The 26,137-nt window shown below is 67.5% G+C and carries 30 protein-coding genes; 4 read left to right on the top strand and 26 right to left on the bottom strand.

The features are described from left to right. Nucleotides 1-32: 32 nt before the first annotated feature. From ACX1D0_RS02485 to rpsP, 19 genes are all read right to left on the bottom strand, one after another. Nucleotides 33-896: an NgoMIV family type II restriction endonuclease gene (locus ACX1D0_RS02485; RefSeq protein WP_459019330.1), complete on the bottom strand. Its 864-nt coding sequence runs from the start codon at nt 894-896 to the stop codon at nt 33-35. Then, entirely contained in the window at nt 889-1,848 is a 960-nt protein-coding gene (locus tag ACX1D0_RS02480; protein WP_459019329.1) for a DNA cytosine methyltransferase, read from the bottom strand. The genes ACX1D0_RS02485 and ACX1D0_RS02480 overlap by 8 nt, the downstream gene beginning before the upstream one ends. A gap of 108 nt (nt 1,849-1,956) precedes the next feature. Continuing rightward, on the bottom strand, nt 1,957-2,376 hold the full coding sequence (locus ACX1D0_RS02475; protein WP_459019328.1) for a hypothetical protein: 420 nt from the start codon (nt 2,374-2,376) through the stop codon (nt 1,957-1,959). Nucleotides 2,377-2,529: 153 nt separating this feature from the next. Next, nucleotides 2,530-3,108 (bottom strand): hypothetical protein, encoded by a 579-nt coding sequence (locus ACX1D0_RS02470; RefSeq protein WP_459019327.1) that lies wholly within the window; start codon nt 3,106-3,108, stop codon nt 2,530-2,532. Nucleotide 3,109: 1 nt separating this feature from the next. Further along, a complete protein-coding gene (locus ACX1D0_RS02465; protein ID WP_459019326.1) occupies nt 3,110-3,286 on the bottom strand; it encodes a hypothetical protein in 177 nt (58 codons plus the stop codon). A gap of 1 nt (nt 3,287) precedes the next feature. Continuing rightward, the gene (locus tag ACX1D0_RS02460; protein WP_459019325.1) at nt 3,288-3,488 is read right to left on the bottom strand and encodes a hypothetical protein; all 201 of its coding nucleotides are present in this window, start codon (nt 3,486-3,488) and stop codon (nt 3,288-3,290) included. A 65-nt stretch (nt 3,489-3,553) separates the two neighbouring features. After that, nucleotides 3,554-4,510 (bottom strand): ATP-binding protein, encoded by a 957-nt coding sequence (locus ACX1D0_RS02455; protein ID WP_459019324.1) that lies wholly within the window; start codon nt 4,508-4,510, stop codon nt 3,554-3,556. Beyond that, a complete protein-coding gene (locus ACX1D0_RS02450) occupies nt 4,504-4,875 on the bottom strand; it encodes a YraN family protein (RefSeq protein WP_459019323.1) in 372 nt (123 codons plus the stop codon). The genes ACX1D0_RS02455 and ACX1D0_RS02450 overlap by 7 nt, the downstream gene beginning before the upstream one ends. Before the next feature lie 68 nt (nt 4,876-4,943). Beyond that, complete coding sequence (locus tag ACX1D0_RS02445) at nt 4,944-5,255, bottom strand: DUF2469 domain-containing protein (protein ID WP_458993560.1); 312 nt, start codon at nt 5,253-5,255, stop codon at nt 4,944-4,946. Next, entirely contained in the window at nt 5,252-5,884 is a 633-nt protein-coding gene (locus ACX1D0_RS02440; protein ID WP_459019322.1) for a ribonuclease HII, read from the bottom strand. Before ACX1D0_RS02440 ends, ACX1D0_RS02445 begins: the two co-directional genes overlap by 4 nt. Further along, nucleotides 5,884-6,657, bottom strand: coding sequence for a signal peptidase I (gene lepB / locus ACX1D0_RS02435; protein WP_459019321.1), 774 nt, complete (start codon nt 6,655-6,657; stop codon nt 5,884-5,886). The genes ACX1D0_RS02440 and lepB overlap by 1 nt, the downstream gene beginning before the upstream one ends. A 125-nt stretch (nt 6,658-6,782) precedes the next feature. After that, nucleotides 6,783-7,133 carry a 50S ribosomal protein L19 gene (rplS, locus tag ACX1D0_RS02430; protein WP_459019320.1) on the bottom strand — a complete coding sequence of 117 codons (351 nt, stop codon included), beginning with the start codon at nt 7,131-7,133 and terminating at the stop codon, nt 6,783-6,785. 271 nt (nt 7,134-7,404) lie between these two features. Then, nucleotides 7,405-8,163 (bottom strand): succinate dehydrogenase/fumarate reductase iron-sulfur subunit, encoded by a 759-nt coding sequence (locus tag ACX1D0_RS02425; protein WP_459019319.1) that lies wholly within the window; start codon nt 8,161-8,163, stop codon nt 7,405-7,407. Further along, nucleotides 8,160-10,175, bottom strand: a complete 2,016-nt coding sequence (locus tag ACX1D0_RS02420; RefSeq protein ID WP_459019318.1) for a fumarate reductase/succinate dehydrogenase flavoprotein subunit — start codon at nt 10,173-10,175, stop codon at nt 8,160-8,162. The genes ACX1D0_RS02425 and ACX1D0_RS02420 overlap by 4 nt, the downstream gene beginning before the upstream one ends. Further along, complete coding sequence (locus tag ACX1D0_RS02415; protein WP_459019317.1) at nt 10,175-10,885, bottom strand: succinate dehydrogenase cytochrome b subunit; 711 nt, start codon at nt 10,883-10,885, stop codon at nt 10,175-10,177. Before ACX1D0_RS02415 ends, ACX1D0_RS02420 begins: the two co-directional genes overlap by 1 nt. A 91-nt stretch (nt 10,886-10,976) precedes the next feature. Next, nucleotides 10,977-11,684, bottom strand: coding sequence for a tRNA (guanosine(37)-N1)-methyltransferase TrmD (gene trmD / locus ACX1D0_RS02410; protein WP_459019316.1), 708 nt, complete (start codon nt 11,682-11,684; stop codon nt 10,977-10,979). Next, complete coding sequence (rimM, locus tag ACX1D0_RS02405) at nt 11,681-12,205, bottom strand: ribosome maturation factor RimM (RefSeq protein ID WP_459019315.1); 525 nt, start codon at nt 12,203-12,205, stop codon at nt 11,681-11,683. The genes trmD and rimM overlap by 4 nt, the downstream gene beginning before the upstream one ends. Before the next feature lie 88 nt (nt 12,206-12,293). Then, nucleotides 12,294-12,542: an RNA-binding protein gene (locus ACX1D0_RS02400; RefSeq protein ID WP_459019314.1), complete on the bottom strand. Its 249-nt coding sequence runs from the start codon at nt 12,540-12,542 to the stop codon at nt 12,294-12,296. Between the two features lie 2 nt (nt 12,543-12,544). Beyond that, nucleotides 12,545-13,024: a 30S ribosomal protein S16 gene (rpsP, locus tag ACX1D0_RS02395; protein ID WP_459019313.1), complete on the bottom strand. Its 480-nt coding sequence runs from the start codon at nt 13,022-13,024 to the stop codon at nt 12,545-12,547. 202 nt (nt 13,025-13,226) lie between these two features. Between rpsP and ACX1D0_RS02390 the strand changes: the two genes are divergently transcribed. After that, a complete protein-coding gene (locus ACX1D0_RS02390) occupies nt 13,227-13,571 on the top strand; it encodes a metallopeptidase family protein (RefSeq protein WP_459019312.1) in 345 nt (114 codons plus the stop codon). A 3-nt stretch (nt 13,572-13,574) separates the two neighbouring features. Here the strand turns inward: ACX1D0_RS02390 and ACX1D0_RS02385 are convergent, their stop codons facing one another. Genes ACX1D0_RS02385 through ffh form a run of 3 tightly spaced genes read right to left on the bottom strand, consistent with a single transcriptional unit; the run spans nt 13,575 to nt 17,436 of the window. Then, nucleotides 13,575-14,771 carry a S49 family peptidase gene (locus tag ACX1D0_RS02385; protein ID WP_459019311.1) on the bottom strand — a complete coding sequence of 399 codons (1,197 nt, stop codon included), beginning with the start codon at nt 14,769-14,771 and terminating at the stop codon, nt 13,575-13,577. A 35-nt stretch (nt 14,772-14,806) separates the two neighbouring features. Then, nucleotides 14,807-15,880: an amidohydrolase family protein gene (locus ACX1D0_RS02380; RefSeq protein WP_459019310.1), complete on the bottom strand. Its 1,074-nt coding sequence runs from the start codon at nt 15,878-15,880 to the stop codon at nt 14,807-14,809. A gap of 23 nt (nt 15,881-15,903) precedes the next feature. Continuing rightward, nucleotides 15,904-17,436 carry a signal recognition particle protein gene (gene ffh, locus ACX1D0_RS02375; RefSeq protein ID WP_459019309.1) on the bottom strand — a complete coding sequence of 511 codons (1,533 nt, stop codon included), beginning with the start codon at nt 17,434-17,436 and terminating at the stop codon, nt 15,904-15,906. A gap of 158 nt (nt 17,437-17,594) precedes the next feature. On the opposite strand from ffh, the gene ACX1D0_RS02370 reads away from it, so the two are divergent. Then, the gene (locus tag ACX1D0_RS02370) at nt 17,595-19,127 is read left to right on the top strand and encodes a Re/Si-specific NAD(P)(+) transhydrogenase subunit alpha (RefSeq protein WP_459019308.1); all 1,533 of its coding nucleotides are present in this window, start codon (nt 17,595-17,597) and stop codon (nt 19,125-19,127) included. Nucleotides 19,128-19,133: 6 nt separating this feature from the next. Beyond that, on the top strand, nt 19,134-20,552 hold the full coding sequence (locus tag ACX1D0_RS02365) for an NAD(P)(+) transhydrogenase (Re/Si-specific) subunit beta (protein WP_459019307.1): 1,419 nt from the start codon (nt 19,134-19,136) through the stop codon (nt 20,550-20,552). Here ACX1D0_RS02365 and ACX1D0_RS02360 read toward each other — a convergent pair. Further along, complete coding sequence (locus tag ACX1D0_RS02360) at nt 20,549-22,825, bottom strand: sensor histidine kinase (protein ID WP_459019306.1); 2,277 nt, start codon at nt 22,823-22,825, stop codon at nt 20,549-20,551. The two genes, ACX1D0_RS02365 and ACX1D0_RS02360, sit on opposite strands and share 4 nt — an antisense overlap. A gap of 104 nt (nt 22,826-22,929) precedes the next feature. Next, nucleotides 22,930-23,106 carry a hypothetical protein gene (locus ACX1D0_RS02355; protein WP_459019305.1) on the bottom strand — a complete coding sequence of 59 codons (177 nt, stop codon included), beginning with the start codon at nt 23,104-23,106 and terminating at the stop codon, nt 22,930-22,932. A gap of 138 nt (nt 23,107-23,244) precedes the next feature. Between ACX1D0_RS02355 and ACX1D0_RS02350 the strand changes: the two genes are divergently transcribed. Then, nucleotides 23,245-23,928: a response regulator gene (locus ACX1D0_RS02350; protein WP_459019304.1), complete on the top strand. Its 684-nt coding sequence runs from the start codon at nt 23,245-23,247 to the stop codon at nt 23,926-23,928. A 31-nt stretch (nt 23,929-23,959) separates the two neighbouring features. Here the strand turns inward: ACX1D0_RS02350 and ACX1D0_RS02345 are convergent, their stop codons facing one another. Continuing rightward, entirely contained in the window at nt 23,960-24,886 is a 927-nt protein-coding gene (locus ACX1D0_RS02345; RefSeq protein ID WP_459019303.1) for an ATP-binding cassette domain-containing protein, read from the bottom strand. Between the two features lie 94 nt (nt 24,887-24,980). Beyond that, nucleotides 24,981-26,129, bottom strand: coding sequence for a signal recognition particle-docking protein FtsY (ftsY, locus tag ACX1D0_RS02340; protein WP_459020366.1), 1,149 nt, complete (start codon nt 26,127-26,129; stop codon nt 24,981-24,983). Nucleotides 26,130-26,137: the final 8 nt, after the last annotated feature.

The raw sequence follows: 26,137 nt of genomic DNA, 5'->3' as shown, positions 1-26,137 counted from the left end.
CTACACGGGTCGGCGGCCAAGGTCAAGAGCGCTCAGACGGCCAGGTCCAGCGGCAGATCGGAGATATCGCGCAGGCGCTTCCCGTTTATGAGGGTCTCAAGCATGGCGCTTGCTTCGTCATTGCCGAGGTCCTCAACTGCGGTGATCAACTCAGGTAGCGCCATGTGATAGACCATGTCGAGGTCGCCAGTACCCAGTGCCAGCGATGCGAGGCGCGAGGGTGTCGGTTCCCCAGTGACGACCACCACATGCGGAGTGCGACCCTTGCGGTTGCGGATCACGTTCAGGGCTTCCGACCGCGCGTTCTGGGCGCGATCCGAGCGAAGCGTCCACTTGCACGAGATGACGGCGTGCACAATCGGGTGCGGATTGTTCACGGCGCGCACGATGGACAGGTTCCCAGACCCGTCATCGACCACAACCTCATCACGGTTGATCGTGTCGTCCGGTTCAGGTTCGCGCGTGATGACTACGTCGGGCGACACAGAGTAGTTGTTGCCCAACACGCTCTCAAGGGTTCGGTCCCTCTTGATCGCGTTGGCGAGTTCGTCGAGGTGCAGGTAGGGCTCATAGCGCGCCAAGTGATACTCACGGCGAGAACCACCTACGTCCCTCACGTCCCACTTGCCGGGACGGATGGACTGCATGTGGGGGAAGGTGTCACGCAGGAACTCCTTCACGCAGCCCTCAAACCTACTCCCGGCACTTTGCCCAGGAAGCTTCACACCTTCGGGTGCGTCGAGTGCACGTGCAATGGAGAGCGCGATTGTCCGGCTGGAGTACTGGTCTTTGTCCGCGTTCGACGCGACACCATCAGGGCTGATCGCCAGCGCCCCCTCTGCCACAAGGGACTCATGGAACCGGCGTCGAGCTTCGGTCAGGAGCGCGTCAGACATCCTTGTCCCCTCGGCGGATAGCAGCGGCGATCTTCAGTCCCACAGCACGAGCCACGGGCGGAGGCAGAGCGTTGCCGACTTGGCGGTATGCGGCCGTCTTGGCCCCAGCAAAGCGCCATTCGCGTGGGAAACCTTGCACGCGTGCGGCCATGTCGACGGTGAGACGCGGGAGACCAACGAAGCCAGGCTCTGGCGGCTCGGGAGCCAGCGACCCACCGTTGACACCGAGCTTCTTCCACGCGGCGCGGGCACGGGTGGGACCGAGGTCGGGGCCACCGTGTTTGGTGGAACCACCAACGAGTGTTGGGGCGATCCCATCTGCCCCCTGGGCCCATGCATCGGCACCTTCCCAGCCCGCAACCGCCATGTCGTCGCGCAGCAACTCACCGACGGTGATGGGGTCCTCCATGTTCGGAGCGGGCCAGGCAAAGTACTGATCCCACGGGTCACGCATGGCCACCAAGATGACGCGCGGACGCAGCTGGGAGACCCCATAGTGCGAGGCGTTAAGCAGCTGCCAGCGCGGGTTGTACCCCATAGAGCGCAGAGTCTCATCGATGCTGTCACGGACACCCGAGAACTTGGGGTCAAGCAGGCCGCGCACGTTCTCAAGCATCACGGCCTTCGGTTCGATCTGGGCGACCAGTTCGAGGGCGCGCGGAAATAGGTTGCGCTCGTCGTCCTCCCCCAGTTGCTTCGAGGCGACAGAGTACGGAGGGCATGGCACGCCACCGGCGAAGAGGTCCACCTTGCCCCGGTAGATGTGGCCATCCCACTCGCGCAGGTCGGCCTCGACAACGTGCCACTCCGGGCGGTTGAGGCGGAGGGTCTCACAGGGCAGATGTTCCCACTCGACGCACACCCGGTGCTCGAACCCGGCTTGCTCCAATCCCAACGCTTGGCCACCAGCACCAGCGCAGATCTCAGCGCTCCAGAGTTTCCGAGGGGTCACCCGGCGATTGTGCCACAGTTCCCAAAGCGGCCATGACAGGCCACTTCGACAGCACATGAACCGGCCGACCTGGTTGGTTGCCAGGCCGGCCGGTTGGAGTGTCTCAGATCAGCTTCTGCGGTCCCTCATGGCGCGATTGAGCCACGCGGGCGGGGCGCTGGACATGTTGACCTTCTCCTCTTCCTCGGTCAGCGGAGCCGGCAGCGCGGGCTGCGGCTCCTCCTCAACGATCGACCCTTCGATGATCAGGTCGGTGCTGTCCTCCAGCGCGTCGGGATCAGCGAGCAAGTCACGGAACAGTTGCTCCATCGGGTCGCTCTGGTCCGTGACGATCCGGTGCATCTGGGTTGCTGCCAGACCAGCGCGATCAGCGATGTCTTGGGCAGCCTTCAGACGAATCCCAGCGGGGACATCCGCGTCGTTGATGAAGTCGATGATCCGGTCCACGGCCGCCTCTGCCGAGCGAACAACGCGCTCAGCGGCCTTGCGGCGAACTTGCCCGGCTTCACCACCGTGCAGGGTGCACACGTTCCCACCGGCGATGGCCTCGGCCCTGCAGCGGGTTCCGTCACGTTGGGTCGCCAGACAGCGCGTGAGGTGGCCGTGGTTCGGGTCAGCCCAGAAGGCCTCACTGTGCGTGACACGTTCCCGTCCCTTGTGAGGATGAACACCCACGGGGGATCACCTCTTCAATGCGGGGTACTTGGCGACCAGCCCGTCAACGCTGGGCGTGTTCGGGTCCATGCGCCTCCGACGCGTGGGTTGACCGCTCGGGGGAAGCAGAGGGGGTTCGGTCGCGGGAGTCTCCTCCAGCGACGTGCCAGGCTCGGGCACGAACGCGCCACCCTTATCGAGCATCGGGAAGCGGCGGAGCATGTCGTCACGTGCCGCGGCCGGGGCGTTGCCACGCTCCCTAGTTCGGTTGTACTCAGCGACCAGCTCACCCACGGCGGACTGGAGCTGTTCGTACTTCGTGCGAAGCTCCGTCGTGCGACGCTTGATGGATGCCGCGTCGGCGTCTCCCCCACCGTCGGCGATCTCATCGGTGAAGTCCCACATCTCTTGGATGCAGGCCACCGCTGCGTCGGTTTGCGTCTTGATGGCCTTGTGCAACTCGGCCAGGCGGGCGGCCGTCTGCTCTCGGATGAGGCCAGCCTCAGCCTCACGCTCCTCCTCGGCAGTGGGGAACATGGCGTTGACCTTCTCGGCCAGTGCCGATGCCTGAGCCTGGCGCGCTGCGTGCGTGATCAGATCATCCATGTCAGCCCTCCTCCTTCGATCCGCGCAGCTGTTCCTTCAAGCTCTCGACCTCGCGCCGGAGTTCATCGAGCTGTTCCTTCTCGCGCTGGCGTTCCTTCTTGCGCTCGATCTCCTGGTTGAGCTCGGCGAGGTACTGCGCGTTGCGGTTGGCGTCCGAGAAGTACTCAGTGACCTTCATGTCAGCGCCCTTCCTTCAGTGCGGGGAACTTCTCGACGAGACGGTCCACGTCCATGGTCTGGACGTCGTCGTGCAGTGCAGCCCGCGCATTACGGATCTGCACCTGCTGAACTGCGGTGTCCTCAACCTCACGAAGCGCATCGGCTGCGCCACGCATTGCGAGTTCAAGATCAGCCAGCGGGCTGGTCTCCTGGTCTGCCATTGTGGGGTCCTTCCACGTAGGTGTTATGGGGTCCGAGGTCCGGGGTGGGACGGACACCCAAGCGGTTACCTACTGGGTGCCCGGCCACCGGACCCAGGTAACAATTCCGAATCTCCAGCATGCGCCAGCGAGATGGCTCCGGGCCTGACCTCGGACGTGCCCCCGCCGACCAGCGCGACCGGGGTGACCGAGTGGTGGGGATCCGCGTAGGGGGGCCGGACAATCAGCCCGGTCAGCTCCCTGCCCGCCAGCGAGTGGATGGCAGACACCTCCACCGCCTCACCCTCATCCAGGTCCGGGAGGATGGAGGGCAGCCGCGAGGCCAGCATGGTTTTCCCCACCCCTGGTGAGCCGTGGAGAAACAGGTGGTGCCGCCCAGCGGCCGCCACCTCCAAGGCGAACTTGCCGTCCTCATGACCGACCACATCCGCGAGATCCGGAGTGAAGCCGGCCGGACCGTCGAACGGCTCGGAGGATGCGGGGGCTGCCTCAGTGGGGTTGGTGACGGGCTTGCCCTCCAGCAGGTCTACCACCTCAGCGAGACGTCCAGCCCCCCACACCGTCAGACCTGACACGAGCGAGGCCTCGGTCTGCTGGCCCGCGGGGACGATGGCACGCTCGAACCCCGCCTTCGAGGCGGCCAGCATGGCAGGGAGCACCCCGCGCACCTTCCGGATGCGGCCGTCCAGGCTCAGCTCGCCCACCAGCACGGTGCGGGTGTCCGAGACCAGCTCCATCTGGCCCTCGGCGATCAACGCAGCCACCGCGATGGCCACGTCGTAGTGCGTGCCGGCCTTGGGCAGACCGGCCGGCGACAGGTTGATGGTGACGAGGCCGGGTGGCCAGGACAGACCTGTGGCAAGCACCGCAGCCCTGACGCGGGCCTTGGCCTCACTGAGCGCGGCGTCAGGCAGACCCACGAGCTGAACCCGCGGCAGCCCCCCGCCCTTGGCCGCCTCCACCTCGACGGGGAACCCGTTGATCCCGGAGAGCGCCACCGACCAGACGTGCCGGCCTACCATTCGTCGATCCCGCGCGCATAGGTGTACTCGCACTGGCCGCCGCGGGGCCACAGCACCCCGACCGCGTCCACCCGGATCACGCTCGGGTGAAGACCGGACTCCCTGACGTACAGGGCGGCCAGGCGACGCAGCCTGCACGCCTTCCGGTAGGTGATGGTCTCCAGAGGGGCGCCGAACCCGGTTCCCGAGCGGGACTTGACCTCCACCACCACCAGAGTGCGTCCGTCCGGTTCGGCCGCCACGATATCGATCTCGCCCTCGCGACACCGCCAGTTGCGCGCCAGGACCCGCCAACCGCGGGCCACCAGATACTCGACGGCCTTGTCCTCGCCTCGCCTACCGAGAGCCTGTGTAGGGCTTTCCATCGCCACCACCTCCGATCCCATGATCGGACGGCGCGGCTCCTACTTACCGTTGTCCACAGGCAGCGGGATCACTGGTTCTCAGGCACCTGAAGATCCGAGTGGGCTATCTCCTCGATGGACACATCGCGGAAGGTCAGCACCTTGGCCGACTTCACGAACCGTGCCGGACGGTACATGTCCCACACCCACGCGTCGCCCATGGACACCTCGTAGTAGACGTCTCCGCCCTCGGTACGCACCTTCAGGTCCACGACGTTGCAGAGGTAGAAGCGCCGCTCGGTCTCCACCGCATAGGTGAAGATGCCCACCACGTCCTTGTACTCGCGGTACAGGTCGAGCTCAAGCTTGCTCTCGTATTGTTCAAGGTCCTCGGCGCTCATCGTCCCCCAACTCTAGCCGTTCGCGCCACGTTGTCGAAGCACCACCGGTGGATGGCGGACGGCCCGTGCTCGTCCAGCGCAGATTGATGGAGCGAGGTGCAATAACCCTTGTGGATCGCGAAGTGGTAAGCCGGAAAGGCTGAGTCGTGGGCCACCATGATGCGGTCCCGGGTGACCTTCGCGACGATGGAGGCGGCACTGACGCACGCAGCCACCTTGTCGCCCTTCCACACCGCCAGGCCGGGGACCCCGAGCCCGTCGACAGCGAATCCGTCCGTGATGACGAAATTGGGTGCGACGTCGAGCCGGCCGACTGCCCGGCGCAGCCCGTGCAGATCTGCCTGATGCATCCCCAGGCGGTCACACTCGTCGGCCTCCACGATGGCGACGGCCACCGCGGTGGCGCGACGCATGATCTCGTCGTGGAGCCGATCCCTCGCCGCTTCCGTCAACGCTTTCGAATCATCGAGCCCGGCAATGGGGCGATCCGGGTCCAGGATGACGGCAGCGGCCACCAGCGGACCCGCGCACGCGCCCCGACCTGCCTCGTCGGCCCCCGCCACCGGTCCGAGCCCAGCCCGGACCAGCGCCCGCTCGTAGCTGTACGTCCCTCGACCGAGCCGGATCATCAGCAGCCGGGCTCCACGTGAATCAGTTCCGCCTGGGCAGGGGCCGGGTCAACGGCCGCCGGGACCTTCGCGAAGGTCACCGGAAGGGTGAAGGTGGCCAGCCGGTCCAGGGGCGCGACGATCGCCACTGCAGCACCGACCACGTTCTCGGTGGGGACGAAGGCGCTCTCACCCGGGTTCTGCGACACCTCGGCGAGCCGGCACCGTGAGTCGGCCGACGCGTTGCGGTGGTCTCCCATGACGAAGAGGCTCTCCGCCGGTACGACGATGTCGAAGGGCACCGTCACCGGGGCGACCTGAATCCCGTTCTCGCTGTACAGGTAGGAGCTCTCCTCCAGGACCGATCCGTTGACCTCGATCTTGCCGTCGTCCGTGCTCCGGACGTGATCCCCGGGCATCCCGATCACGCGCTTGATGAGGTGCTCAGTGCCCGAGTTGGGAAGCACTCCCACGAACTCCAGGGCGATCTTCGCCGGGTTGGTCGACGGCGCGCTGGCCGCCAGCCAGCTGCCGGGATCCTCGAACACCACCACGTCGCCGCGCTCGAACCCGCCGAACTTCGCCACCAGGACCCGGTCGTTGACCTGCAGGGTGTTCTCCATGGAACCCGACGGGATGACGAACATCTGGCCCACGAACGTGCGCAGGAGCGTGGCGATGACGACGGCCCCCACCAGGATGAGCACGCCCTCCGTGAGCCATCCCAGCACTTTCGAGCCCAGGCTGGGCGACGCCGGCCGAGCTTCATCGAGCGGGTCGGCAGTGGATTCCACAGGATCAGTCCTTCGGGGCGGGTTGGCGGCGCTCCCCAGAGCATACCGCGCGCGCCTCGGGCCCCTGCATGCACGAACCGCCGGTGGCCACGGCCACCGGCGGTTCGACGTCATCGAGCCTGCGCTCAGAAACGCTTCTCCTTGATCTTGGCTGCCTTGCCGCGAAGACCGCGCAGGTAGTACAGCTTGGCGCGGCGCACGTCTCCGCGACGCTCCACCTCGATCTTCTCGATGATCGGGCTGTGCAGGGGGAAGGTGCGCTCGACGCCGACGCCGAAGCTCACCTTGCGAACGGTGAATGCGGCCTGCACATCGCCCGCGTTACGCGCGATGACGACGCCGGCGAACACCTGGACGCGGGAGCGGGTGCCCTCGACGACCTTCACGTGCACCTTGACGGAGTCACCGGCGCGGAAGTCCGGGATGTCGTCGCGCAGGGACGCCTTGTTGAATTCCTGGATCAGCAGGTTGGTCATGGTCAAACCCTTCCGTCAGTGCCACAGGTCACCGCGGGTTGTTCTGGCCGGACAGCCACAGACAGTCCCCCAGTGGCAGGAGCTGCGGCGAATCCGGGTTGCCCAGGTGTGGGCAACGACTAGTCATTATGGCAGAGGGACACACCGCCGCGAAATGCGGGAGGCCCCGGGGGTCAACTCCCCGGGGCCTCCCGTTGGTTTCGATGCGGACTCGCCTCCCGGCGCGTCCCCACTCACCCTGGCTTGCCTTGCCCGACGGGCACCTACAAGCTCACTTCCCGTCCTTCTTGAACATCGCGGCGATGAGGTCGCGGTTCAACTGCGAGATCGACTCCAGCGGGATCCCCTTCGGGCACACCGCGGCGCACTCGCCGATGTTGGTGCAGTTACCGAATCCCTCTTCGTCGTGCTGCGCCACCATGGACTTGACGCGACGGTACCGCTCTGGCTGCCCCTGCGGGAGCATGGCCAGGTGGGTGATCTTCGCGGCCGTGAAGAGCATGGCGGAGCTGTTGGGGCACGCCGCGACACACGCGCCGCACCCGATACAGGTGGCGTTGTCGAACGCGACGTCCGACTCCCGCTTGGGGGCCGGCATGGCGTGTGCGTCAGGAGCGGAGCCGGTGTTCGACGAGATGAAGCCGCCGGCCTGGATGATCCGGTCGAACGCCGTGCGATCGACGGCCAGGTCCTTGAGCACCGGGAACGAACCAGCCCGCCAGGGCTCGATGTCGATCGTGGCGCCGTCTGCGAACGAACGCATGTGCAGCTGGCAGGTGGTGGTCCGGATACCCTCGGGCGCGCCGTGGGCGACGCCGTTGATGACCACGCCACACATGCCGCAGATACCTTCGCGGCAGTCGTGGTCAAACGCCACCGGCTCCTCGTTGCGTTGCGTGAGGTTCTCGTTGAGCAGGTCAAGCATCTCCAGGAAGGACATGTCGTCCGACACGCCGTCCAGATCGTACTCGACCATCCGACCGGCTGCATCGGGGCCGGCCTGACGCCAGATACGTAGCTTGAGTTTCACTTGTAACTCCGTTGCTTCAGTTCGATTGCCTTGTAGATCAGCGGCTCGCGGTGCAGTACGGGCTTGCCGCTCTCGCCACCCCACTCCCACGCGCCGACGTAGAGGTACTCGTCGTCGTTTCGCAGCGCCTCGCCCTCTTCGGTCTGGGATTCGGCGCGGAAGTGACCGCCACACGACTCTCGTCGGTGGAGTGCGTCGATGCACATGAGTTCACCGAGTTCGAAGAAGTCCGCCACGCGGCCTGCGCGTTCGAGAGCCTGGTTGAAGTCCTCGTTCACGCCGGTCACCCGGACGTTCTTCCAGTAGTCGGCCTTGAGCTCACGGATGAGCCCGATGGCCTTGGTGAGCCCCTCCTCCGTGCGGTACATGCCGCAGTACTCCCACATGATGTTGCCGAGTTCCTTGTGATAGGAGTCGACCGACCTCGTGCCCTGGATGGAGAGCAGCGTCGTGATGCGGGCGGTCGCGGCATCGCGTGCCTCGACGACGGCGGGGTGATCCTCGGAGATCTTCTCGAACGGAGCGTCGGCGAGGTAGTCGTTGATCGTGTTCGGCAGAACGAAATAGCCGTCTGCCAGACCCTGCATGAGCGCCGATGCGCCGAGGCGGTTCGCTCCGTGATCGGAGAAGTTCGCCTCACCCGTGACGTAGAGCCCGGTGATCGACGACTGCAGGTCATAGTCCACCCAGAGGCCGCCCATCGTGTAGTGGACCGCCGGGTAGATGCGCATGGGCACCTCGTAGGGGTTCTCGCCCGTGATCTGCGCGTACATGTCGAACAGGTTGCCGTACTTGTTCTCCACGGTCTTCTGACCCATGCGGTTGATGGCATCCGAGAAGTCCAGGTAGACGCCGCGACGCACCTGACGCTCGACTCCGGAGGAGTCACGCTCGGTGACCGCCGGGCCGACGCCGCGGCCCTCGTCGCACATGTTCTTCGCCTGACGCGACGCGATGTCGCGCGGCACCAGGTTGCCGAACGAGGGGTAGATGCGCTCCAGGTAGTAGTCGCGATCCTCCTCGGCGATCTGGCGCGGATCCTTGGCGCAGTCCTCGGCCCGCTTGGGCACCCAGATGCGGCCGTCGTTGCGCAGCGACTCGGACATGAGCGTCAGCTTCGACTGGGTATCCCCGTGCACCGGGATGCAGGTGGGGTGGATCTGCGTGTAGCAGGGGTTGGCGAAGTGTGCGCCCTTGCGGTGCGCGCGCCAGGTGGCCGTGACGTTGCAGCCCATGGCATTGGTCGACAGGAAGAAGACGTTGCCGTAACCGCCCGTGGCGAGCACCACCGCATCAGCGGTCCAGGTCTCGACCTTGCCGTTGATCATGTTGCGGGTCACGATGCCGCGGGCGCGGCCGTCGACGACGATGATCTCGACCATTTCGTGGCGCGCGTACATCTTCACGGTGCCCGCGGCGATCTGACGCTCCAGTTGCTGGTAGACCCCGATCAGCAACTGCTGGCCGGTCTGACCTCTGGCGTAGAAGGTGCGCTGGACCTGGACGCCGCCGAAGGAGCGGGTGTCCAGCAGACCGCCGTACTCGCGGGCGAACGGGACGCCCTGGGCAACGCACTGGTCGATGATGTTGGCCGACACTTCCGCAAGGCGGTAGACGTTCGTCTCGCGGGCGCGGTAATCGCCACCCTTGACCGTGTCGTAGAACAGCCGGTGCGTGGAGTCGTTGTCATTGCGGTAGTTCTTGGCGGCGTTGATGCCACCCTGGGCCGCGATGGAGTGGGCGCGACGGGGGCTGTCCTGGTAGCAGAAGTTCAGGACGTTGTAGCCTGCCTCGCCGAGCGTCGCCGCCGCGGCACCACCGGCGAGCCCGGTGCCCACGATGATGACGCTGAGCTTGCGACGGTTGGCCGGGTTGACCAGGCGGGCCTGGAACTGACGCGACTTCCAGACCTTGTCGATCTCGACTCCGCGGGGAGCCTTGGTGTCGGCGATATCGGCGCCTTCAGCCCAGTACTCACTGGCGAGGCCGGGGGTCGTGCTGGTTGCAGTCATCAGATACCAACTCCAAAGAGGACGGCCAGGGGCATGATCATGAAGCCGACGAACAGGGCGACGGACACGACGATGGCCAGCACATTGAGCACCGTGCGCGACTGGGCGCTGGTGTTGCTGCCGAGGGTTGTGAACGCGCTCCAGAAGCCGTGCCGGACGTGCATCGTGATGAGCACCATGCAGACGGCGTACAGCGCGACCATCCACCACTGGCTGAAGCTGGCCAGGACCATCGAGTGCGGCTCGTCGGCGTTGCCGCCGAAGGATCCGGGGATGATGGTGAACTGGATCAGGTGGAAGATGATGAAGGCCGCGACAATGATGCCGCCCCAGCGCATGGTGCGCGACGAGTAGGTCTGCACCTTCTTCTGGGACTTGACGTACTTGCTACCGCGGTTCTTGAGCGTCTCCGCCGAGAGAGTCACTGCAGACCAGATGTGCAGGATCACGGAGGCGACGAGGGCGAACCTGAAGATCCAGATGAACCAACCGGCCGGAAGGAGGGGGTAGAGGATGCCACCGTCATCGGTGTTCCCCTTCAGCCAGTCGGCGTAATGGTCGAAGGCCTCGGGACCGAGGAACATCTTCAAGTTGCCGTACATGTGCACGAGCAGGAACGCGATCATGATCAGGCCTGTCACTGCCATGACGACCTTCTTGATGACCGTGCTACGCATCGCCCGTTGATGGATGGTGAGAGTTGTTGCCACGCCGTCACTCTAGCCAACGCAGCACCCCTACGGGCGCCGGGGTGATGTTATCCGAGACGCGTTTCGCTAGGCCATTTACGGGCCTGTTCCGTTACGAAAACTCGTCTGGGATCAGGTCCGGCCGACGCTCGAGCGTGCGCGCCAGCGCCTGCTCGTGCCGCCACCGATCGATCAGCGCGTGGTTGCCGCTCAGCAGCACCTCCGGCACCGCCCTACCGCGCCAGACCGGGGGCTTGGTGTAGCTCGGATACTCCAGCAGGTTGCCGTGCCCGGCCGAGTGGGATTCCTCGACGAGTGAGGCCGGATTGCCCAGCACGCCGGGAAGGAGCCGCACAACGGCCTCGATGATCGCCAGCGTGGCCACCTCCCCCCCGTTGAGCACGTAATCACCGAGGGAGACCTCCACGAGCTCATAGCGTTGCGAGCAGTGATCGATCACTCGTTGATCGATGCCCTCGTAGCGCCCACACGCGAAGACGAGCCGCTCCCGCTCCGCGAGTTCGTAGGCCAGGGCCTGGGTGAACGGCACGCCCGCGGGAGTCGGGACGACCACCGTCATCGGACTTGATGACGCCTCCTCGAGCGCGTCCAGCGCCTCCCCCCACGGCTCGGGCTTCATCACCATTCCCGCGCCACCTCCGTAGGGCGTGTCGTCCGTGGTGCGGTGACGGTCGTGCGTCCAGTCCCTCAGGTCGTGCACCGCGAGGGCCACGGTGCCGGTGGACACGGCCTTGCCCACCAGGCTGAGCGCCAGCGGCGCGAAGTAGTCCGGGAAGATCGTCACGATGTCGATCCTCATTCGAGGTCCTCCAGCAGACCCTCGACATCAGCCAGTTGCACGTGCCCCACCTGGAGATCCACCACGGGCACCAGCGCGGTTACGAACGGCACCAGACGTTCCTCCTCGTCGGCGAGGGTGATGCGCAGGACGTCCTGGGCCGGCAGGTGCAGCACCTCCTCGACGCTGCCCACCCGGACGCCCGCGTGATCGAGGACGCTCAGCCCCACCAGCTGCCGATCGAAGTACTCCTCGGTCTCACTGGGACGCTCCTCGGCGGGAACGCGAGCCCCCAACCACTGGCCGATGAGGGGCTCGACGGCAGTGCGGTCCGGGTACCCCACGAACGACAGGATCAACCGCCCCCTGTTCCAGGTCACCGTCGCGATCTCGATGCTCTGGCCCTTCTCCCCCAGCTGCAGCCTCGTGCCCACCGTGAACCGGCGCGCCGGCTCGTCCGTGCGCAGGTCGATGAACACGTCGCCCCTCAAGCCGTGCGGACGGCCGATCCTGCCGACAGTCACGTCCACCAGGTCACTCACCGGTACTCCTTCGCTGTTGTCCCGCCACGCGGGGACGGCGATGCCCCGGACCCGTTGGGGTTACCGGGGCATCGTTTGTGCTGGTGTGTCAGGGGCGACGGGGACGGTCCACGTCCACGAAGTCCACCCGGACGCTCTCCTTGCCGGCCAACGCCGCGACCACGGTGCGCAGAGCCTGCGCAGTGCGACCTTGGCGGCCGATCACCTTGCCGACGTCCTCTGGGTGCACCCGCACCTCGAGGAGGCGCCCGCGCCGCAGGTCCTTGTCCTTGACCGACACGTCGTCGGGGTTCGACACGATTCCGGCGACGAGGTGCTCAAGGGCTTCCGCGAGCACGATCAGGCCTCTTCTGCAGGAGCCTCGGCCTCGTTGGCCGCGGCCTCGGGCTCGGACGCCGCCGCAGCGGGCGCGGTCGCAGCCTTGGCGGCGGCCTCGTCAGCCTTCTTCTTCGCCTTGGAGATCGCCGGCGCTGTCGCGCCGCTGTCCTCGGCGAGGGCCTTGGCGAACTCGGCCTCACGGTCACGGCGCTCCGGCTGCGGATCGATGCCCGAGGGCGTCGTGTCGCCGCTGAACTTCTGCCAGTCACCACTGCGCTTGAAGATGGCGACGACGGCCTCGGTGGGCTGGGCGCCCACGGACAGCCAGTACTGGGCGCGCTCGGAGTCGACGCGGATCACCGAGGGATCGTTCTTCGGGTGGTAGAGGCCGATCTCCTCGATGGCCTTGCCCTCCCGCTTGGCGCGCGAGTCGATGACGATGATGCGGTAGTGGGGCGAGCGGATCTTGCCGAGCCGCTTGAGGCGAATCTTGGTTGCCACGGGTGTGGTTCTCCTGTGATGAAAGTGTCTGCCGGGCAGACGATGTGGATGGACGCACGCGACGTGTGGGGCACGCCGCGCACAAACCTGAGGGACCTCGAGGCTCGGATGAGAGGGCCCGGGCAAAGAGGTGCATCAGACATTCTGCCAGATCCACCGGCGACGGCCAATCCGTGCGAGACGCCGACGTAGCATCGGGCCCGTGGACATCTCAGAATCCGGGTTCGAGGCCCTCGTCGAGGAGGCCCTCGCTGCGCTGCCCGAGCAGCTGGTCACCGGGCTCGACAACCTCATGTTCGTCATCGAGGACGAGCCGGAGGACGGCTCGGACTCACTCGGCTGGTACGAGGGGACAGCCCTGACCGAGCGGGACCAGTACGGCTACGGGCAGCTGCCGGACCGGATCGTGCTGTTCAGTGGACCCCTGGGCCGGATGTGCGCGACGGAGGACGAGCTCTACGAGGAGATCTGGGTCACGCTGCTCCATGAACTGGGCCACTACCACGGGATCGACGAGGCCTCGCTTCATTCGCTGGGCTGGGGCTGACCCTCAGCCGCAGACGGCCGAGAGGTCCCCGGAGTACGCCAAGGGCTGGGTGGCCCGGCAGAAGACCGGGCTCAGCACGGGCGCCACCCCCTGCGATCCGTGGACCGCGGGCGCCACACCGAAGGGCCGCTGCACTCCCAGAAAGGCCTCCCAGGCGCTCGGCTGACGGACCGCCTCGACCCGCGTGTCGTCCGGGTCGAGCCCGGCGGCCTCAGCGGCATGACGGAAGAACTCGTCGCGGCCCAGTACCCCGTCGATCAGCCCGTGGGCCTCTGCCCTGGACCCGTCGTAGAGGTGCGCCCCGATCTCTGAGCGGATGGTCGCCTCGGGAATGTCTCGATGCTCGGCCACGTGGCCGATGAAGTTGTCGTACTCGTTGGCGAGTCCAACGGTGTACACGGCGCGTTCCCCGGCGGTGATCGGCCGGTACGGGTTGCCGAAGTCCTTACCCTCGCCCTGCGAGAGGTACTCCCGGGTGATGCCACCGGTGGTGGTGACGCCGGACTCGAAGAGCGTGCCACTCGTGGCGACGACCCCCGAGTACTGGTCGAACGGGCCGAAGATGACGCCGATGGACCCCACCAGCGCGCCGTGGCCCGCGATGATCTCATCCGCGGGCGCGGTGGCGTACACGCCTCCGGAGGCAGACATGGAACTGACATGTACCAGGACCTTCTGGCCCGTGCGCTCCTGGTACCGGACCACGGCGTCGCTGATGGCCCTGGAGCCGCCGATGCTCCCGCCGGGCGTGTTGACCAGCAGCACCAGGCCCCCCGCGTCGTCGGCCGTGAGTCCGTCGATCTGGGTGGCGATCTCGTAGCCGTAGGACCCCACCGACAGGAGCGCGCCGTCGGAGGCGTCCGCCAGGATGGGGCCGGTGATCGGGATGGCCCTCAAGGACTGGCTGCCGCCGCCCCAGATGGTGGCCAGTTGGGTGGTGGCGGTGCCGCCCGCCGTCGACACCAGGGTCAGTGAGCCGACCAGCGCCATGCCGCCCAGGACGAGAGCCAGCAGCAGCGACGCGGCTCCCAGGCCCAGACCGATACCGCTGCCGATCCCGAAACCGCGGCCGAAGCCGCTGCCCCGCTTATGAGTCACGCCGGCGTGCGGGAAGGGGGTCGGGGGCAGGGGCGCGGAGGGCAGATCTGGTGATCGGTGTTCCACGCTGGGCGGCGGGAAGGACGGGGTGGGGTCGGTCACAGTGGGCCTCCTTGAGTCCCCGCCAGGGTACCGACTCAGCGGACCACCCTGCCGCGGAGCACCATCGCCAAGGGGCGCCGGAGTGTGGAGAGGTCCTCGCGCGGGTCCGCATCCAGCACGATGAGATCCGCGCTGGATCCGGCTGTCAGACAGTCCGCCCCCAGCCATTGCCGGGCGCGCCAGCTGGCGGCACCGAGCGCGTACTCGGTGCCCGCCAGTTCGGCGAGCGCGTCTACCTCGTCACGGATCCTGCCGTGCTCCACGACGGAGCCGGCGTCGGTGCCCGCGAAGACGGGCACCCCGGCCTCGATGGCGGCTCCGATGGTCTGCTTCCGCCGAGCGTAGAGGTCCATCATGTGGGAGTAGTAGCGGGGGAACTTCTCCCGTGCCGGTGTGGCGTACATGGGGAAGTTGTCCAGGTTGATCATGGTGGGCACCAACGCCGTCCCCCGCTCGGCCATCTGGGAGATTCCCTCGTCCGAGAGACCCGTGCCGTGCTCGATGCAGTCGATCCCCCCTGCCACGAGCTCGTGGACCGCCTGCTCACCGAAACAGTGGGCCGTGACGCGCACCCCCTCCTCGTGCGCCGCCGCGATTGCCGCCGCGGCGACGTCGGCCGGCCACAGCGGTGCCAGGTCACCCACTTCCCTGTCGATCCAGTCCCCCACGAGCTTGACCCATCCGTCGCCGTCACGGGCCTCGTGCCGCACCTGCTCGACGAGGTGCTCGGGTTCCACCTCGACGCCGAGGTAGCGGATGTAGCGCAGCGGGCGCGCCACGTGGCGCCCGGAACGGATGAGGCGGGGTAGCTCCGGCGTAGCCTGCACCCACCGGGTGTCCGACGGGGAACCGGCGTCCCGGATGAGCATGGTCCCCGCCGCCAGGTCCGCGCGGGCCTGCCCGCGTGCAGCGTCCGCGCTGACTGCTCCCCGGGGGCCGAGGCCGATGTGGCAGTGCGCGTCCACCAGACCCGGGATCACCCAGGCGTTGGTCGCAACGGTGAGGGCGCCGGCCACCGGCTCGGACGTCAGCATTCCGTCGCTGATCCACATCTCCCGGGCCTCGGCGTCGGGCAGGAAGACGCCTTGCAGGTGCAGCGCTGACGTCATGACGGCTCCTCGGATGTGACTGACTAGAACTTCGGCTTGTTCTCGTTGAACATCTTCTGCAGCTCCGGGGGCAGCTGGAACTCGTCCAAGGACTGCGGGATCTCAGCCTGCGCGGGTCGCTGCTGCGCGGGCTGCGGCCGGACACCCTTGGGGCCACGCCGCTGCTGCTTCTTCTGCTGCTGCTTCTTCTGCTGAGCCTTGCGGCCGGCCCCCACGGCGGGGGCGCCGGGCATGCCGCCCATTCCGGGCAGGCCTCCGCCGGCCATCGCCTCCATCATCTTGCGGGCCTCGACGAACCGGTTCACCAGCTTGTTGACCTCGGCCACCTGAACCCCCGCCCCCTTGGCGATGCGCGCCCGCCGGGACCCGTTCAGGATGGCCACGTCGTCGCGTTCCCGGGGGGTCATCGAGTAGATGATGGCCTCGATGCGATCGATCTCCTTCTCGTCGATCTCGTTGATGGCCTGCTTGAACTGTCCTGCCCCCGGCAGCATGCCGAGGATCTTCGACATGGGTCCCATCTTACGGAGCTGCTGCATCTGTGAGAGGAAGTCCTGGAGCCCGAACTTGTTCCTCCCCATCAGCTTCTCGGCTGCGGCCCGGGACTCCTCCGCGTCGAAGGTCTTCTCCGCCTGCTCGATGAGGGTGAGGACGTCGCCCATGCCGAGGATGCGCGAGGCCATCCGGTCCGGGTGGAACATGTCGAAATCGGTGAGGCCCTCGCCGCTCGAGGCGAACATGATGGGCTTACCGATGACCCGCACGATGGAGAGCGCCGCGCCACCGCGGGCGTCACCGTCGAGTTTGGTGAGTACCACGCCGTCCACGCCCACGCCCTCGTCGAAGGCCTTGGCCGTGTTGACGGCGTCCTGACCGATCATGGCGTCCACCACGAACAACGTCTCGTGCGGTCCCACGGCGGCCTTGATGTCCGCCGCCTGCCGCATCAGCTCCTGGTCGATGCCGAGCCGGCCGGCAGTGTCGACGATGACGACGTCGTAGAGCTTGGCCTCGGCGTGGGCGATGGCCCGGCGCGCCACCTCGACCGGGTTCCCCACGCCATTGCCGGGTTCGGGCGCGAAGACGTGCACACCGGCGCGCTGGCCCACGATCTGCAGCTGGTTGACGGCGTTGGGACGCTGCAGGTCTGCGGCCACCAGGAGCGGCGCGTGCCGCTCGCTCTTGAGCCAGTGCGCGAGCTTTCCGGCCAGTGTGGTCTTGCCCGCTCCCTGCAGGCCGGCGAGCATGATGACCGTCGGAGGCCGCTTCGCGTACCGGATGGCCCTGGTCTCGCCACCGAGGATGGTGACGAGTTCCTCGTTGACGAACTTGATGATCTGCTGTGACGGGTTCAGGGCCTTGGAGAGCTCGGCTTCCAGCGCACGGCCCTTGACGGCGGCCACGAACTCCTTGACCACGCCCAGGTTCACGTCGGCTTCGAGCAGGGCGATGCGGATCTCGCGCATGGTCGCGTCGATGTCCGCCTCGGTGAGCCTGCCCTTGGAGCGCAGCCCCTTGAACACCGACGACAGCCGGTCTTGCAGCGTGTCGAACACTAGTTTGAGCCCTTCGCAGATGACTGAACCGCACCAGGATACCGAGGCGCGGCCCTGACGCGCTCCCACGCACGGGAGCACCCCCCCACCGGACAGCGGGCCGCAGGACCGTTAGGCTCCTGCAGGAGTGCACACGCATCCGGTGAAAGGACGCGCCCATGAAGATCGGCATCCCCAACGAATCCCCCGGGACCCGGGTGGCCGCCACCCCCGTCACGGTGGCCACCCTGCTGAAGCTCGGCCACGACGTGGTGATCGAGTCGGGGGCCGGCACGCTCGCGGCGCTGCCCGACGCGGCGTTCGCCGAGGCGGGGGCCACCGTCGTCGACGGCTCCGAGGCCTGGGCGGCGGACGTGGTCGCCATGGTGGGCGAACCGTCGCCTGCCCAGCTGTCGCGGCTGCGTGCGGGACAGCTGGTCATCGGCTTCCTGCACCCCCGCACCGGCACCGAGCTGATCGAGGCTCTCGCAGAGCGGGGAGTCACCGCCCTGTCGATGGATATGGTGCCGCGGATTTCGCGCGCCCAGTCCCTGGATGCGCTCAGCTCCATGGCCAACATTGCCGGCTACCGCGCGGTCATCGAGGCAGGACACGAGTTCGGCCGCTTCTTCGCGGGCCAGGTCACCGCGGCCGGCAAAGTGGCCCCCGCGAAGGTGTTCGTCATCGGCACCGGCGTGGCGGGTCTGTCCGCGATCGGCACGGCCGGCAGCCTGGGCGCGGAGGTGACGGCCACGGATGTGCGTCCCGAGACGGCCGAGCAGGTGGAGTCCATGGGAGCCACCTTCCTGAAGGTGGCCGACGACGACCAGGGGGTCTCCTCCGATGGCTACGCGAAGGCCACGACGGCGGACTATGCGGCGCGCGCCGCCGAGCTCTACGCGGAGCAGGCCCGCACGGTGGACATCATCATCACCACGGCCGCCATCCCGGGCCGCCCGTCACCGAAACTGATCACCTCCGCCATGGTCTCCTCGATGCGGCCGGGCAGCGTCATCGTGGACCTGGCGGCGAGCGGCGGTGGCAACTGCGAACTCACACGCCCCGGCGAGTCCTACGTGACGGACAACGGGGTCCACATCGTCGGCTACACGGACCTGGCGAGCCGCCTGCCCGGGCAGGCGTCCCAGCTCTACGGCACCAACGTCGTCAACCTGATGAAGCTGCTGACCCCCGCCAAGGACGGTCAGATCTCCCTCGACTTCTCCGACGAGGTCCACCGCCAGATGACGGTGGCGCACGACGGGGAGGTCACCTTCCCGCCGCCTCCCATCGAGGTCTCCGTCGCGCCGGCGGCCGCTCCCAGACCTGCGATCGTGCCGGCCTTCGCTGCGACGCCCGAGCCTCCGAACCAGTGGGCGCGGTTCCGGATGGTGCTGATTCTGGTGGCGGCCTGGCTCACGCTCACGCTCGTCCTCCCGGGCGGCTTCCTCTCCAGCATCCTGGTGTTCGGGTTGGCCTGCGTAGTCGGCTACTACATCATCTGGGGCGTGCAGCCCGCTCTGTACACCCCCCTGATGAGCGTCTCGAACGCCGTCTCGGGCATCACCATCGTCGGCGCCATCACGCAGCTGACGTCAGACCAACTGCACGTGCAGTTGCTCGCGTTCCTGGCCATCGTGCTGGCCGGCGTCAACTGCGTCGGCGGCTTCGCCATCACCCACCGCATGCTCGCCATGTTCCAGAGGAGTTGATCGGTCATGCTCACCACCATCGTCTATGGGGCCTACATCGCGGCCGCCCTCCTCTTCGTGCTCGGTATCGTCGGCCTGGGCCGGCAGGACACCGCCCGCAGCGGGAACGCCTACGGCATCGTCGGCATGACGCTCGCCGTCGCCGCCACGATCGTCCACACGTTCACCTCGGCCTGGAACACCACCGGCTTCATCCTGCTCGTCGTCGCGGTGCTGATCGCCTTCGCCATCGGCCTGCCCTATTCGGCACGGGTGGCCATGACCGGGCTCCCCGGCCTCGTCGCGCTGTTCAACGCCTTCGGCGGCCAGGCCTCGGCGCTGGTCGGCATCAACTCCGCGCTCGGCGTCGAGCGATACCCGGCGTTGGCAGATCAGATCGTCCACGGCGTCGTCGTGTGGCTCGCGGTCTTCGTGGGCGCGCTCACCTTCTCCGGCTCCGTCATCGCCTGGGGGAAGCTCGGTGGAAGGATCACCTCGAAACCGGTCATGGTTCCGGCGCGCCCCGTCGTCATGGCCGCGCTCGCGGCCGGCGTGATCGGCTCCCTGGCCTGGCACCTGGTCACTCCGAACCTCTGGGCCCTCCTCCTCACCCTGGCGCTCGGATACGTCTTCGGCATTCTCATGGTCATGGCCATCGGAGGCGCGGACATGCCTGTGGTGGTCAGCTTCCTCAACTCGTTCTCCGGCTGGGCCGGTGCCCTCTCCGGGTTCGCCATCGGCTCCGAACTGCTCGTCGTGGCCGGCACCATCGTCGGGATGTCCGGCATCATCCTGTCCATCGTCATGGCCCGCGGTATGAACCGCTCAATCACCAACGTCCTGCTCGGGGGTTTCGGCACCGCGGACTCGACGGGAACCCAGGTGGCGCTCCTCGACGCCGACGGCAACCCGCGCCGGGCCATCAGCGCCGACGCCGAGGAGGTGGCCGGCTGGCTGAGGGATGCGGACTCGGTCATCATCGCCCCCGGCTACGGCATGGCCGTGGCGCAGGCGCAGCACCCCGTAGCCGAGCTCACCCGGCGCCTCATCGCGCAGGGCAAGACGGTCCGCTTCGCCATCCACCCCGTGGCCGGTCGCCTCCCCGGACACATGAACGTGCTGCTGGCCGAGGCGAAGGTCCCTTACGACATCGTCCTGGAGATGGACGAGATCAACGACGACTTCCCGCGCACTGACGTGGTGCTGGTCATCGGCGCCAACGACACCGTCAACCCCGCCGCGATGGAGCCCGGCCTACCCATCTCCGGCATGCCCGTGCTGCATGTCTGGGAGGCGCGTCAGGTGGTGGTGTTCAAGCGGTCGATGAGCGCCGGCTATTCCGGCGTCGAGAACCCGCTGTTCTTCCACGAGAACACCGCCATGCTGTTCGGGGACGCCAAGGCCACCGCCGATGCGCTGGTCGCGGCTGTCGCGGTACCCGCCTAGTCGGCTCCGGTGGGCAGGACCACGCTCAGCACCCAGGTGTCGCCCTCAGCGGTGGCGGAGAACTGTCCCCCCAGGAGGTCGACCCGCTCCCGGATGCCCGCCAGCCCGTAGCCGAGTGACAGCACCGAGGAGCGGCGGCGGACCGGCATCGCGTTGGCGATCCGCAGCGTGACCCTCGGCCCCAACACCTCCAGGGAGAGGGCACAGGTCCCGTCGCGCCGTCCGTAGCGCAGGATGTTGGTGACCCCTTCCTGCATGACGCGGGTGAGCGTCCGCAGTGTGGGCGCGGGGAGCTGGTCGGACGACGGGTCGACGGTGACGGACACGCGGAAGCCATTGTCGCGGAGCGTCTCGGCGAGAACCCCGACCACGGTGGAGGGCCGGACGAGTGCCCCACCACTGTCGTCGTCCCCGGCGCCGGCCATGATGCGGCTGAGGAGATCCATCTCCTCCTCGGCACCCTTGGTCGAGCGCTCCATCCGGTCAAGAGCCGTCCGCAACTCCCCCACATCGTCGCTGTCGCCGTAGGCCATCGACTGGAGCGCGGCCACGGAGAGGTGGTGAGCCACCACGTCGTGCAACTCGCGGGCCAGGAGGTTCCGTTCCTCGGTACGGATGCCCTCGGCCGTGCGGCGCAGGCCGTCCATCTCCTCGAGGTGCCTCCGGCGCGTGACGATGAAGTGGCGGGCCGCGATCAGCGCAGGCAACGCCGTCAACACCACTGTCGCGACCAGTGCCCGTTCGTGGGCTGCACCCATGTCGGCGGCGATGGCCACGAGGACTGCCAGCGAGGACGTCGAGCCGAGGGCCACGGCCACCCAGCGTTGGTTGACGCGCGCGGCCTGCCACGAGGCCACCACCAGGACGGCCGCGAGAGCCAGATCGTCCGAGTGTGCGGTGTGGAGCATGCCGATCACTGCGGCGGTGGCTGCCGGCGTTCCCACCATCGGCCACCACAGGAGAAGCCCCGCCGCCACGAAGCCCGATGTCTCCCAGACCACTTCCCATGGGACGCGTCCCTCCCCAAGTTCCAGGGGCATCTCCGAACCCACGCTCAGTGCCCCCAGCGTCATCGCCATGGTGAGCGCGCCACGCAGCGTCCCCCACGTGAGCCAGCGCCGCCACCCGGTCCGCTTCGACTGACCCCGATCTAGGGTCGGGTCGAACGCGGGAGGAAGATCCAGCCGGACGTGACGCGTGGCGCCGGCGCGGACCATGCTGAGGCCGCCGCCCAGCGCCTCGGCACGCTGCCGGAGCCGGTCCATGCGATGGTCGTGCGGGGTGTGCGCCACGGATGCCGCTGGATAGTCGGCATCCAGGCTCACCCAGCCACGCCGGCGATCCACCCTGACGCCCACTTCGGCGCCGGCCGCGTCGTCCAGGAGCACCGAATCGACGATCTCCTCCATCACCTTGGTGACCGTGGTCTGTGTCACGCGCGACATCGCGTCCACCTCTCCCGGGAGGGTGATGGATGCCCGCACGCCAGAGTCCTCAAGGCGCTGCCTCAGCGCCGTCACGGTCGCGGTCGCGGCGGGGCCGGTGAGGGACTCGTCAATCCCGTCCGCGGTCGGATCCTCGCGGAGCATGCCCACAAGGGCCCGAACCTCCACGAGCGCGCCGAGGCACGACTCGTTGACCTTCGCGACAGCGGCCCGCATCGCCTCTGGCGCAGTCTCGCGCCTGGCGGAGGCCAGAACGGCGCTGCTGTCCGCCAGGCGCACCGTCACGAGTGACCGCAACTCCGAGGCGAGCCGGGCCCGCTCCTCCGTGCGGATTCTTGATGCATCGTCCTCCATGACCTGCACGCGCCCCTGCCCGCGCTGCCGGGCCACCATCAAGACGCGCAGCCCGAGCCCACCGAGCGTCCCAAGAAGAATGAGTGCGACATACGCCACGATGAGGCTCCAGGAATCCGCCTGGGCGCTGCGCAGTGCGGCGTAGGCCAGGACGATCATGACTACGGCCACGCTCTCCGCACGCCGGGCGACCGCGATGAAGGCAGCGGGAACCAGGATCGGAATGAGGAGATCGGCTTCCATCGCTCCGAAGCCGAGCGTCAGCCCCATCGGGACCAAGGCCAACGCGAGGCCGGCCCTGGGCCGCCACAGGAGGATGACGCACGCTAGCGCCTCAGCGATCTGCGCCGATAGGGATATGGGGCTGTGCCAGCCCGCTCGCTGCCAATCCAGCAGATTGCCGAGCGCCCCGAAGGTGACGGCCGCGGCCAGCACGTAACGGGAAGCCTTGATGAGGCTTCCTGACTCGCCCACAGGACTGTTCACTCTTGGTCGGGTTCCGATCCGCTAGCCATGAAACACAGAACCTCTGGCCCAGACGGCTTGCGTCCAGACCAGAGGATTACCACACCTTCAGGTCAGCGTGGGTGGCAGAGGGGGAACCACGGGATGAGCGAGCAGTAGAACTCCGTGCTGACGGCCTCGGTGCCGCCGCCGAGACGCTGCGGGGCGCTATCGCCCTTGGGGGCGGCTGCTGCGGCGGGAGTGATGGCGATGGCGAGGACCAGGCCGGCGACCAAGGTGCGGAGCTTCATGGGGTGTCCTTTTCTGCAGACGTGTGCACGCCAATCCAACCTCACCCCCCACTTCGGTCGGTATTGACTAATGGCCAAACAATTTCTCCGAGAAGACGCTGCCGGAGTGTCCAAACCGGACGCAGGTAGGGTGATGCAATGAGCACTACTCGCCGCATCCTGGTGGTTGACGACGACCCCATGGTCCGTGAGGCCTATCGTATCTTCTTCGCCCGGCAGGCGGGTCACCAGGTGGTCGGCGAGTCGCGCGACGGCAGGGAGGCCGTCGACGCCTACCGCAGGCTCAGGCCGGACGTGGTCTTGATGGATCTGCAGATGCCGGTGAAGTCGGGGGTGGACGCCACCCGCGACATCTGCAGGGAGTGGCCCAAGGCCTGCATCGTCGCACTCACCACCTTCGGCACCCGCGAGTACATCGTCGCGGCGCTGCGCGCCGGCGCCTCCGGGTATCTGCTCAAGGACGCGGGAGGCCCAGCGATTCTGGCGGGCATCGAGCAGGCCGTCGCGGGCGAGATGCCCCTGTCCGCCGCCGTACGCAAGGAACTCGTGTCCACCATGAGGGATACACCCGACGTGAGCCGCACTGCGTTGCCGGATCCGGGGCTCGCCCCCCGGGAGAAGGAACTCCTCCGGTGGCTGGCCGAGGGTCTGACCAACCAGCAGATCGGCGCGAAGATGTTCGTCTCAGAGGGCACGGTCAAGCAGTACCTCTCCCACATCGGGGAGAAGATGGGGCTCAAGTCGCGCACTCAGATCCTCGTGAGAGCGATTCAGCTCGGCGTGGTGGATCCCTCGGTGATGGACCCGATCACCGGACGTTGAGGACCGCTGCGAGGCGTTGCCTCGGCCGCTTCTAGCGCAGCCCCCCGCGGACAAGCGTGGCGACCCTGGGAACGCTCATCCCGGTCACTTCCAGGAGGGCCCGCTCCATCGCCGTGTCCTCCTCTGCGAGCTCCATGATGCCGAAGCTCACAGCGGTGTCCGCCACCTGCTGCAGGGTCAGCCCTCGCACCATGAGCGTCACACCCCGATCCGAGATCCGGGGTGTGACGGAGGCCCCCATGCCCACCAGCACGTCGTAGAGTTCCGCCTGTCGCTCAGCCCTGAGACGGACGGAGGGCTTGCCACGCTCGACGATGAAGTCCTCCACCGAGGTGTCCGCGATCAGCCGCCCGGAGCCCAGGACCAGGAGGTTGTCTGCGGCCTCTGCCATCTCCGTGAGCGACTCGCCGGCCACCAGAACCGTCTTGCCGTGCGCCGCCAGGCGGCGGAGGACCTGACGCATCCATCGCGCGTCCTCAGGGCCCAGGCCGCGGAAGGGGTCGTCGAAGACGTAGTGGTCCGGGTCTCCCAGGACGGCGGCCGCCATGGCCAACCGTCGGCGGGGGCCAGCCGGAAACAACCGCACGCGATGGTCTGCGGCCGAGCCGAGCCCCACCATCTCCAGAACCCGGTCCACGCGGTCTGCGTTGGCCGCGCTGGCCGCTGCCACCGCCCGGAGATGCTGCCTGGCCGAGCGACCGGAGAAGGCCCATCGTCCACCCGGCAGTGATCCGACGGTGTTGAGTGGCCGCTCGAGCGAGCTGTAAGGGCGGCCGTTGATCAGCGCGGAGCCTGTCGAGGGACGCTCCTGGCCAAGGAACATGCGCACGACGGTGGACTTGCCGGAACCTACAGGGCCCACCAGCGCTGTGACGGACCCGGGTTCGACGCGGAAGCTGACGTCCTGGACCAGGGCCCGACGTCCGCAGGTCTTCGTCAGATTCACCGCTTCGATCATGTCCCGATCCTTGCCGGGGGCGGCGCCCGCCGCCATGAACGTTCGTTAGGTTCTGCTCACCCGCGCGAGAAACTGGTCGAAAGTTAGGTCGCGGTCAGTCGCCGAGGATCCCCGTGACGAAGCTGTCGGCGTCGAAGGGAGCAAGGTCGTCAACTCCCTCGCCGAGCCCGACCAGCTTGACGGGCACACCCAGCTCGCGCTGCACCTGCACCACGATTCCGCCCTTCGCGGACCCGTCGAGCTTGGTCAGCACGATGCCGGTGACGTCCACGACCTCGGAGAAGATCCGCGCCTGCGTCATGCCGTTCTGCCCGGTGGTCGCGTCGAGCACGAGAAGGACTTCGGTGACGGCCGCCCGTTTCTCGATGACGCGCTTGACCTTGCCGAGTTCGTCCATCAGTCCGGTCTTGGTGTGGAGGCGCCCAGCGGTGTCCACGATCACCACATCGGCCCCGCTGTCTGCTCCGGTCGCCACCGCATCGAATGCGACGGAGGCCGGGTCCGCACCCTCCTCGCCCCGGACGGTGGTCACGCCGACACGCTCACCCCACGTGGAGAGCTGCTCGGCGGCCGCGGCTCGGAACGTGTCCGCCGCACCGAGTACCACGGAGCGCCCCTCGGACACCAGCACGCGGGCCAGTTTGCCGACGGTGGTGGTCTTTCCGGTGCCGTTGACGCCGACCACCAGCACCACGGCCGGATCTCCATCGACAGTCGGCGTGAGGTTGAGGGAACGGTCCAAGGACGGATCGACGAGGTTGAGTAGCTCGTCGTGCAGGACCTGCTTGGCGTGCGTCGGGTCCGCCACGCCGTCCAGCGCGAGGCGACGGCGGAGCGCCTCGGTCAGTTCGGTCGCTGGGCCCACGCCAAGGTCCGAGGTGATGAGGGTGGCCTCGAAGTCGTCCCAGGTGTCGGCGTCGATCCGGTCCACGGAGAGCAGGTCAGCCAGGGCGCGCGCGAGCGCATTGTTGCTGCTCGACAGTCGACGGCGCAGGCGCGCCCACCGCGACGCCGCTGCCTCTGGATGATCGAGCGCTGTGGCCGACGGCGCGGAGTACTGCGTTGCGGGGGCCTCCCCGGGGACGCGGGGGGCGGGCATCGCCTCCTGTGCGGCATCCGGCCCGGTCCGAAGGCCTGGGACGCCGACGACGTCCGGCTCATGCTCGGACGTCAGCTCTGGGCGATGCTCATGCTCCAGTTGCCGCCGACGATCCAGCGCGACGACGATGCCGCCGATGAGCATCGACAGAC

This window comes from Tessaracoccus pujii (assembly GCF_054483895.1).
This window is presented reverse-complemented; position numbering and strand designations above follow the sequence as displayed.

Coding starts and splice junctions, on each gene's coding strand:
- ACX1D0_RS02450 (WP_459019323.1), bottom strand. CDS start 4,875: ATGGAAAGCCCTACACAGGCTCTCGGTAGGCGAGGCGAGGACAAGGCC.
- ftsY (WP_459020366.1), bottom strand. CDS start 26,129: ATGCTCATCGGCGGCATCGTCGTCGCGCTGGATCGTCGGCGGCAACTG.
- ACX1D0_RS02350 (WP_459019304.1), top strand. CDS start 23,245: ATGAGCACTACTCGCCGCATCCTGGTGGTTGACGACGACCCCATGGTC.
- ACX1D0_RS02445 (WP_458993560.1), bottom strand. CDS start 5,255: ATGAGCGCCGAGGACCTTGAACAATACGAGAGCAAGCTTGAGCTCGAC.
- ACX1D0_RS02440 (WP_459019322.1), bottom strand. CDS start 5,884: ATGATCCGGCTCGGTCGAGGGACGTACAGCTACGAGCGGGCGCTGGTC.
- ACX1D0_RS02485 (WP_459019330.1), bottom strand. CDS start 896: ATGTCTGACGCGCTCCTGACCGAAGCTCGACGCCGGTTCCATGAGTCC.
- ACX1D0_RS02420 (WP_459019318.1), bottom strand. CDS start 10,175: ATGACTGCAACCAGCACGACCCCCGGCCTCGCCAGTGAGTACTGGGCT.
- ACX1D0_RS02370 (WP_459019308.1), top strand. CDS start 17,595: ATGAAGATCGGCATCCCCAACGAATCCCCCGGGACCCGGGTGGCCGCC.
- ACX1D0_RS02355 (WP_459019305.1), bottom strand. CDS start 23,106: ATGAAGCTCCGCACCTTGGTCGCCGGCCTGGTCCTCGCCATCGCCATC.
- ACX1D0_RS02365 (WP_459019307.1), top strand. CDS start 19,134: ATGCTCACCACCATCGTCTATGGGGCCTACATCGCGGCCGCCCTCCTC.
- ACX1D0_RS02380 (WP_459019310.1), bottom strand. CDS start 15,880: ATGACGTCAGCGCTGCACCTGCAAGGCGTCTTCCTGCCCGACGCCGAG.
- ACX1D0_RS02470 (WP_459019327.1), bottom strand. CDS start 3,108: ATGGATGATCTGATCACGCACGCAGCGCGCCAGGCTCAGGCATCGGCA.
- rplS (WP_459019320.1), bottom strand. CDS start 7,133: ATGACCAACCTGCTGATCCAGGAATTCAACAAGGCGTCCCTGCGCGAC.
- ACX1D0_RS02460 (WP_459019325.1), bottom strand. CDS start 3,488: ATGGCAGACCAGGAGACCAGCCCGCTGGCTGATCTTGAACTCGCAATG.
- ACX1D0_RS02345 (WP_459019303.1), bottom strand. CDS start 24,886: ATGATCGAAGCGGTGAATCTGACGAAGACCTGCGGACGTCGGGCCCTG.
- ACX1D0_RS02465 (WP_459019326.1), bottom strand. CDS start 3,286: ATGAAGGTCACTGAGTACTTCTCGGACGCCAACCGCAACGCGCAGTAC.
- ACX1D0_RS02455 (WP_459019324.1), bottom strand. CDS start 4,510: ATGGTAGGCCGGCACGTCTGGTCGGTGGCGCTCTCCGGGATCAACGGG.
- trmD (WP_459019316.1), bottom strand. CDS start 11,684: ATGAGGATCGACATCGTGACGATCTTCCCGGACTACTTCGCGCCGCTG.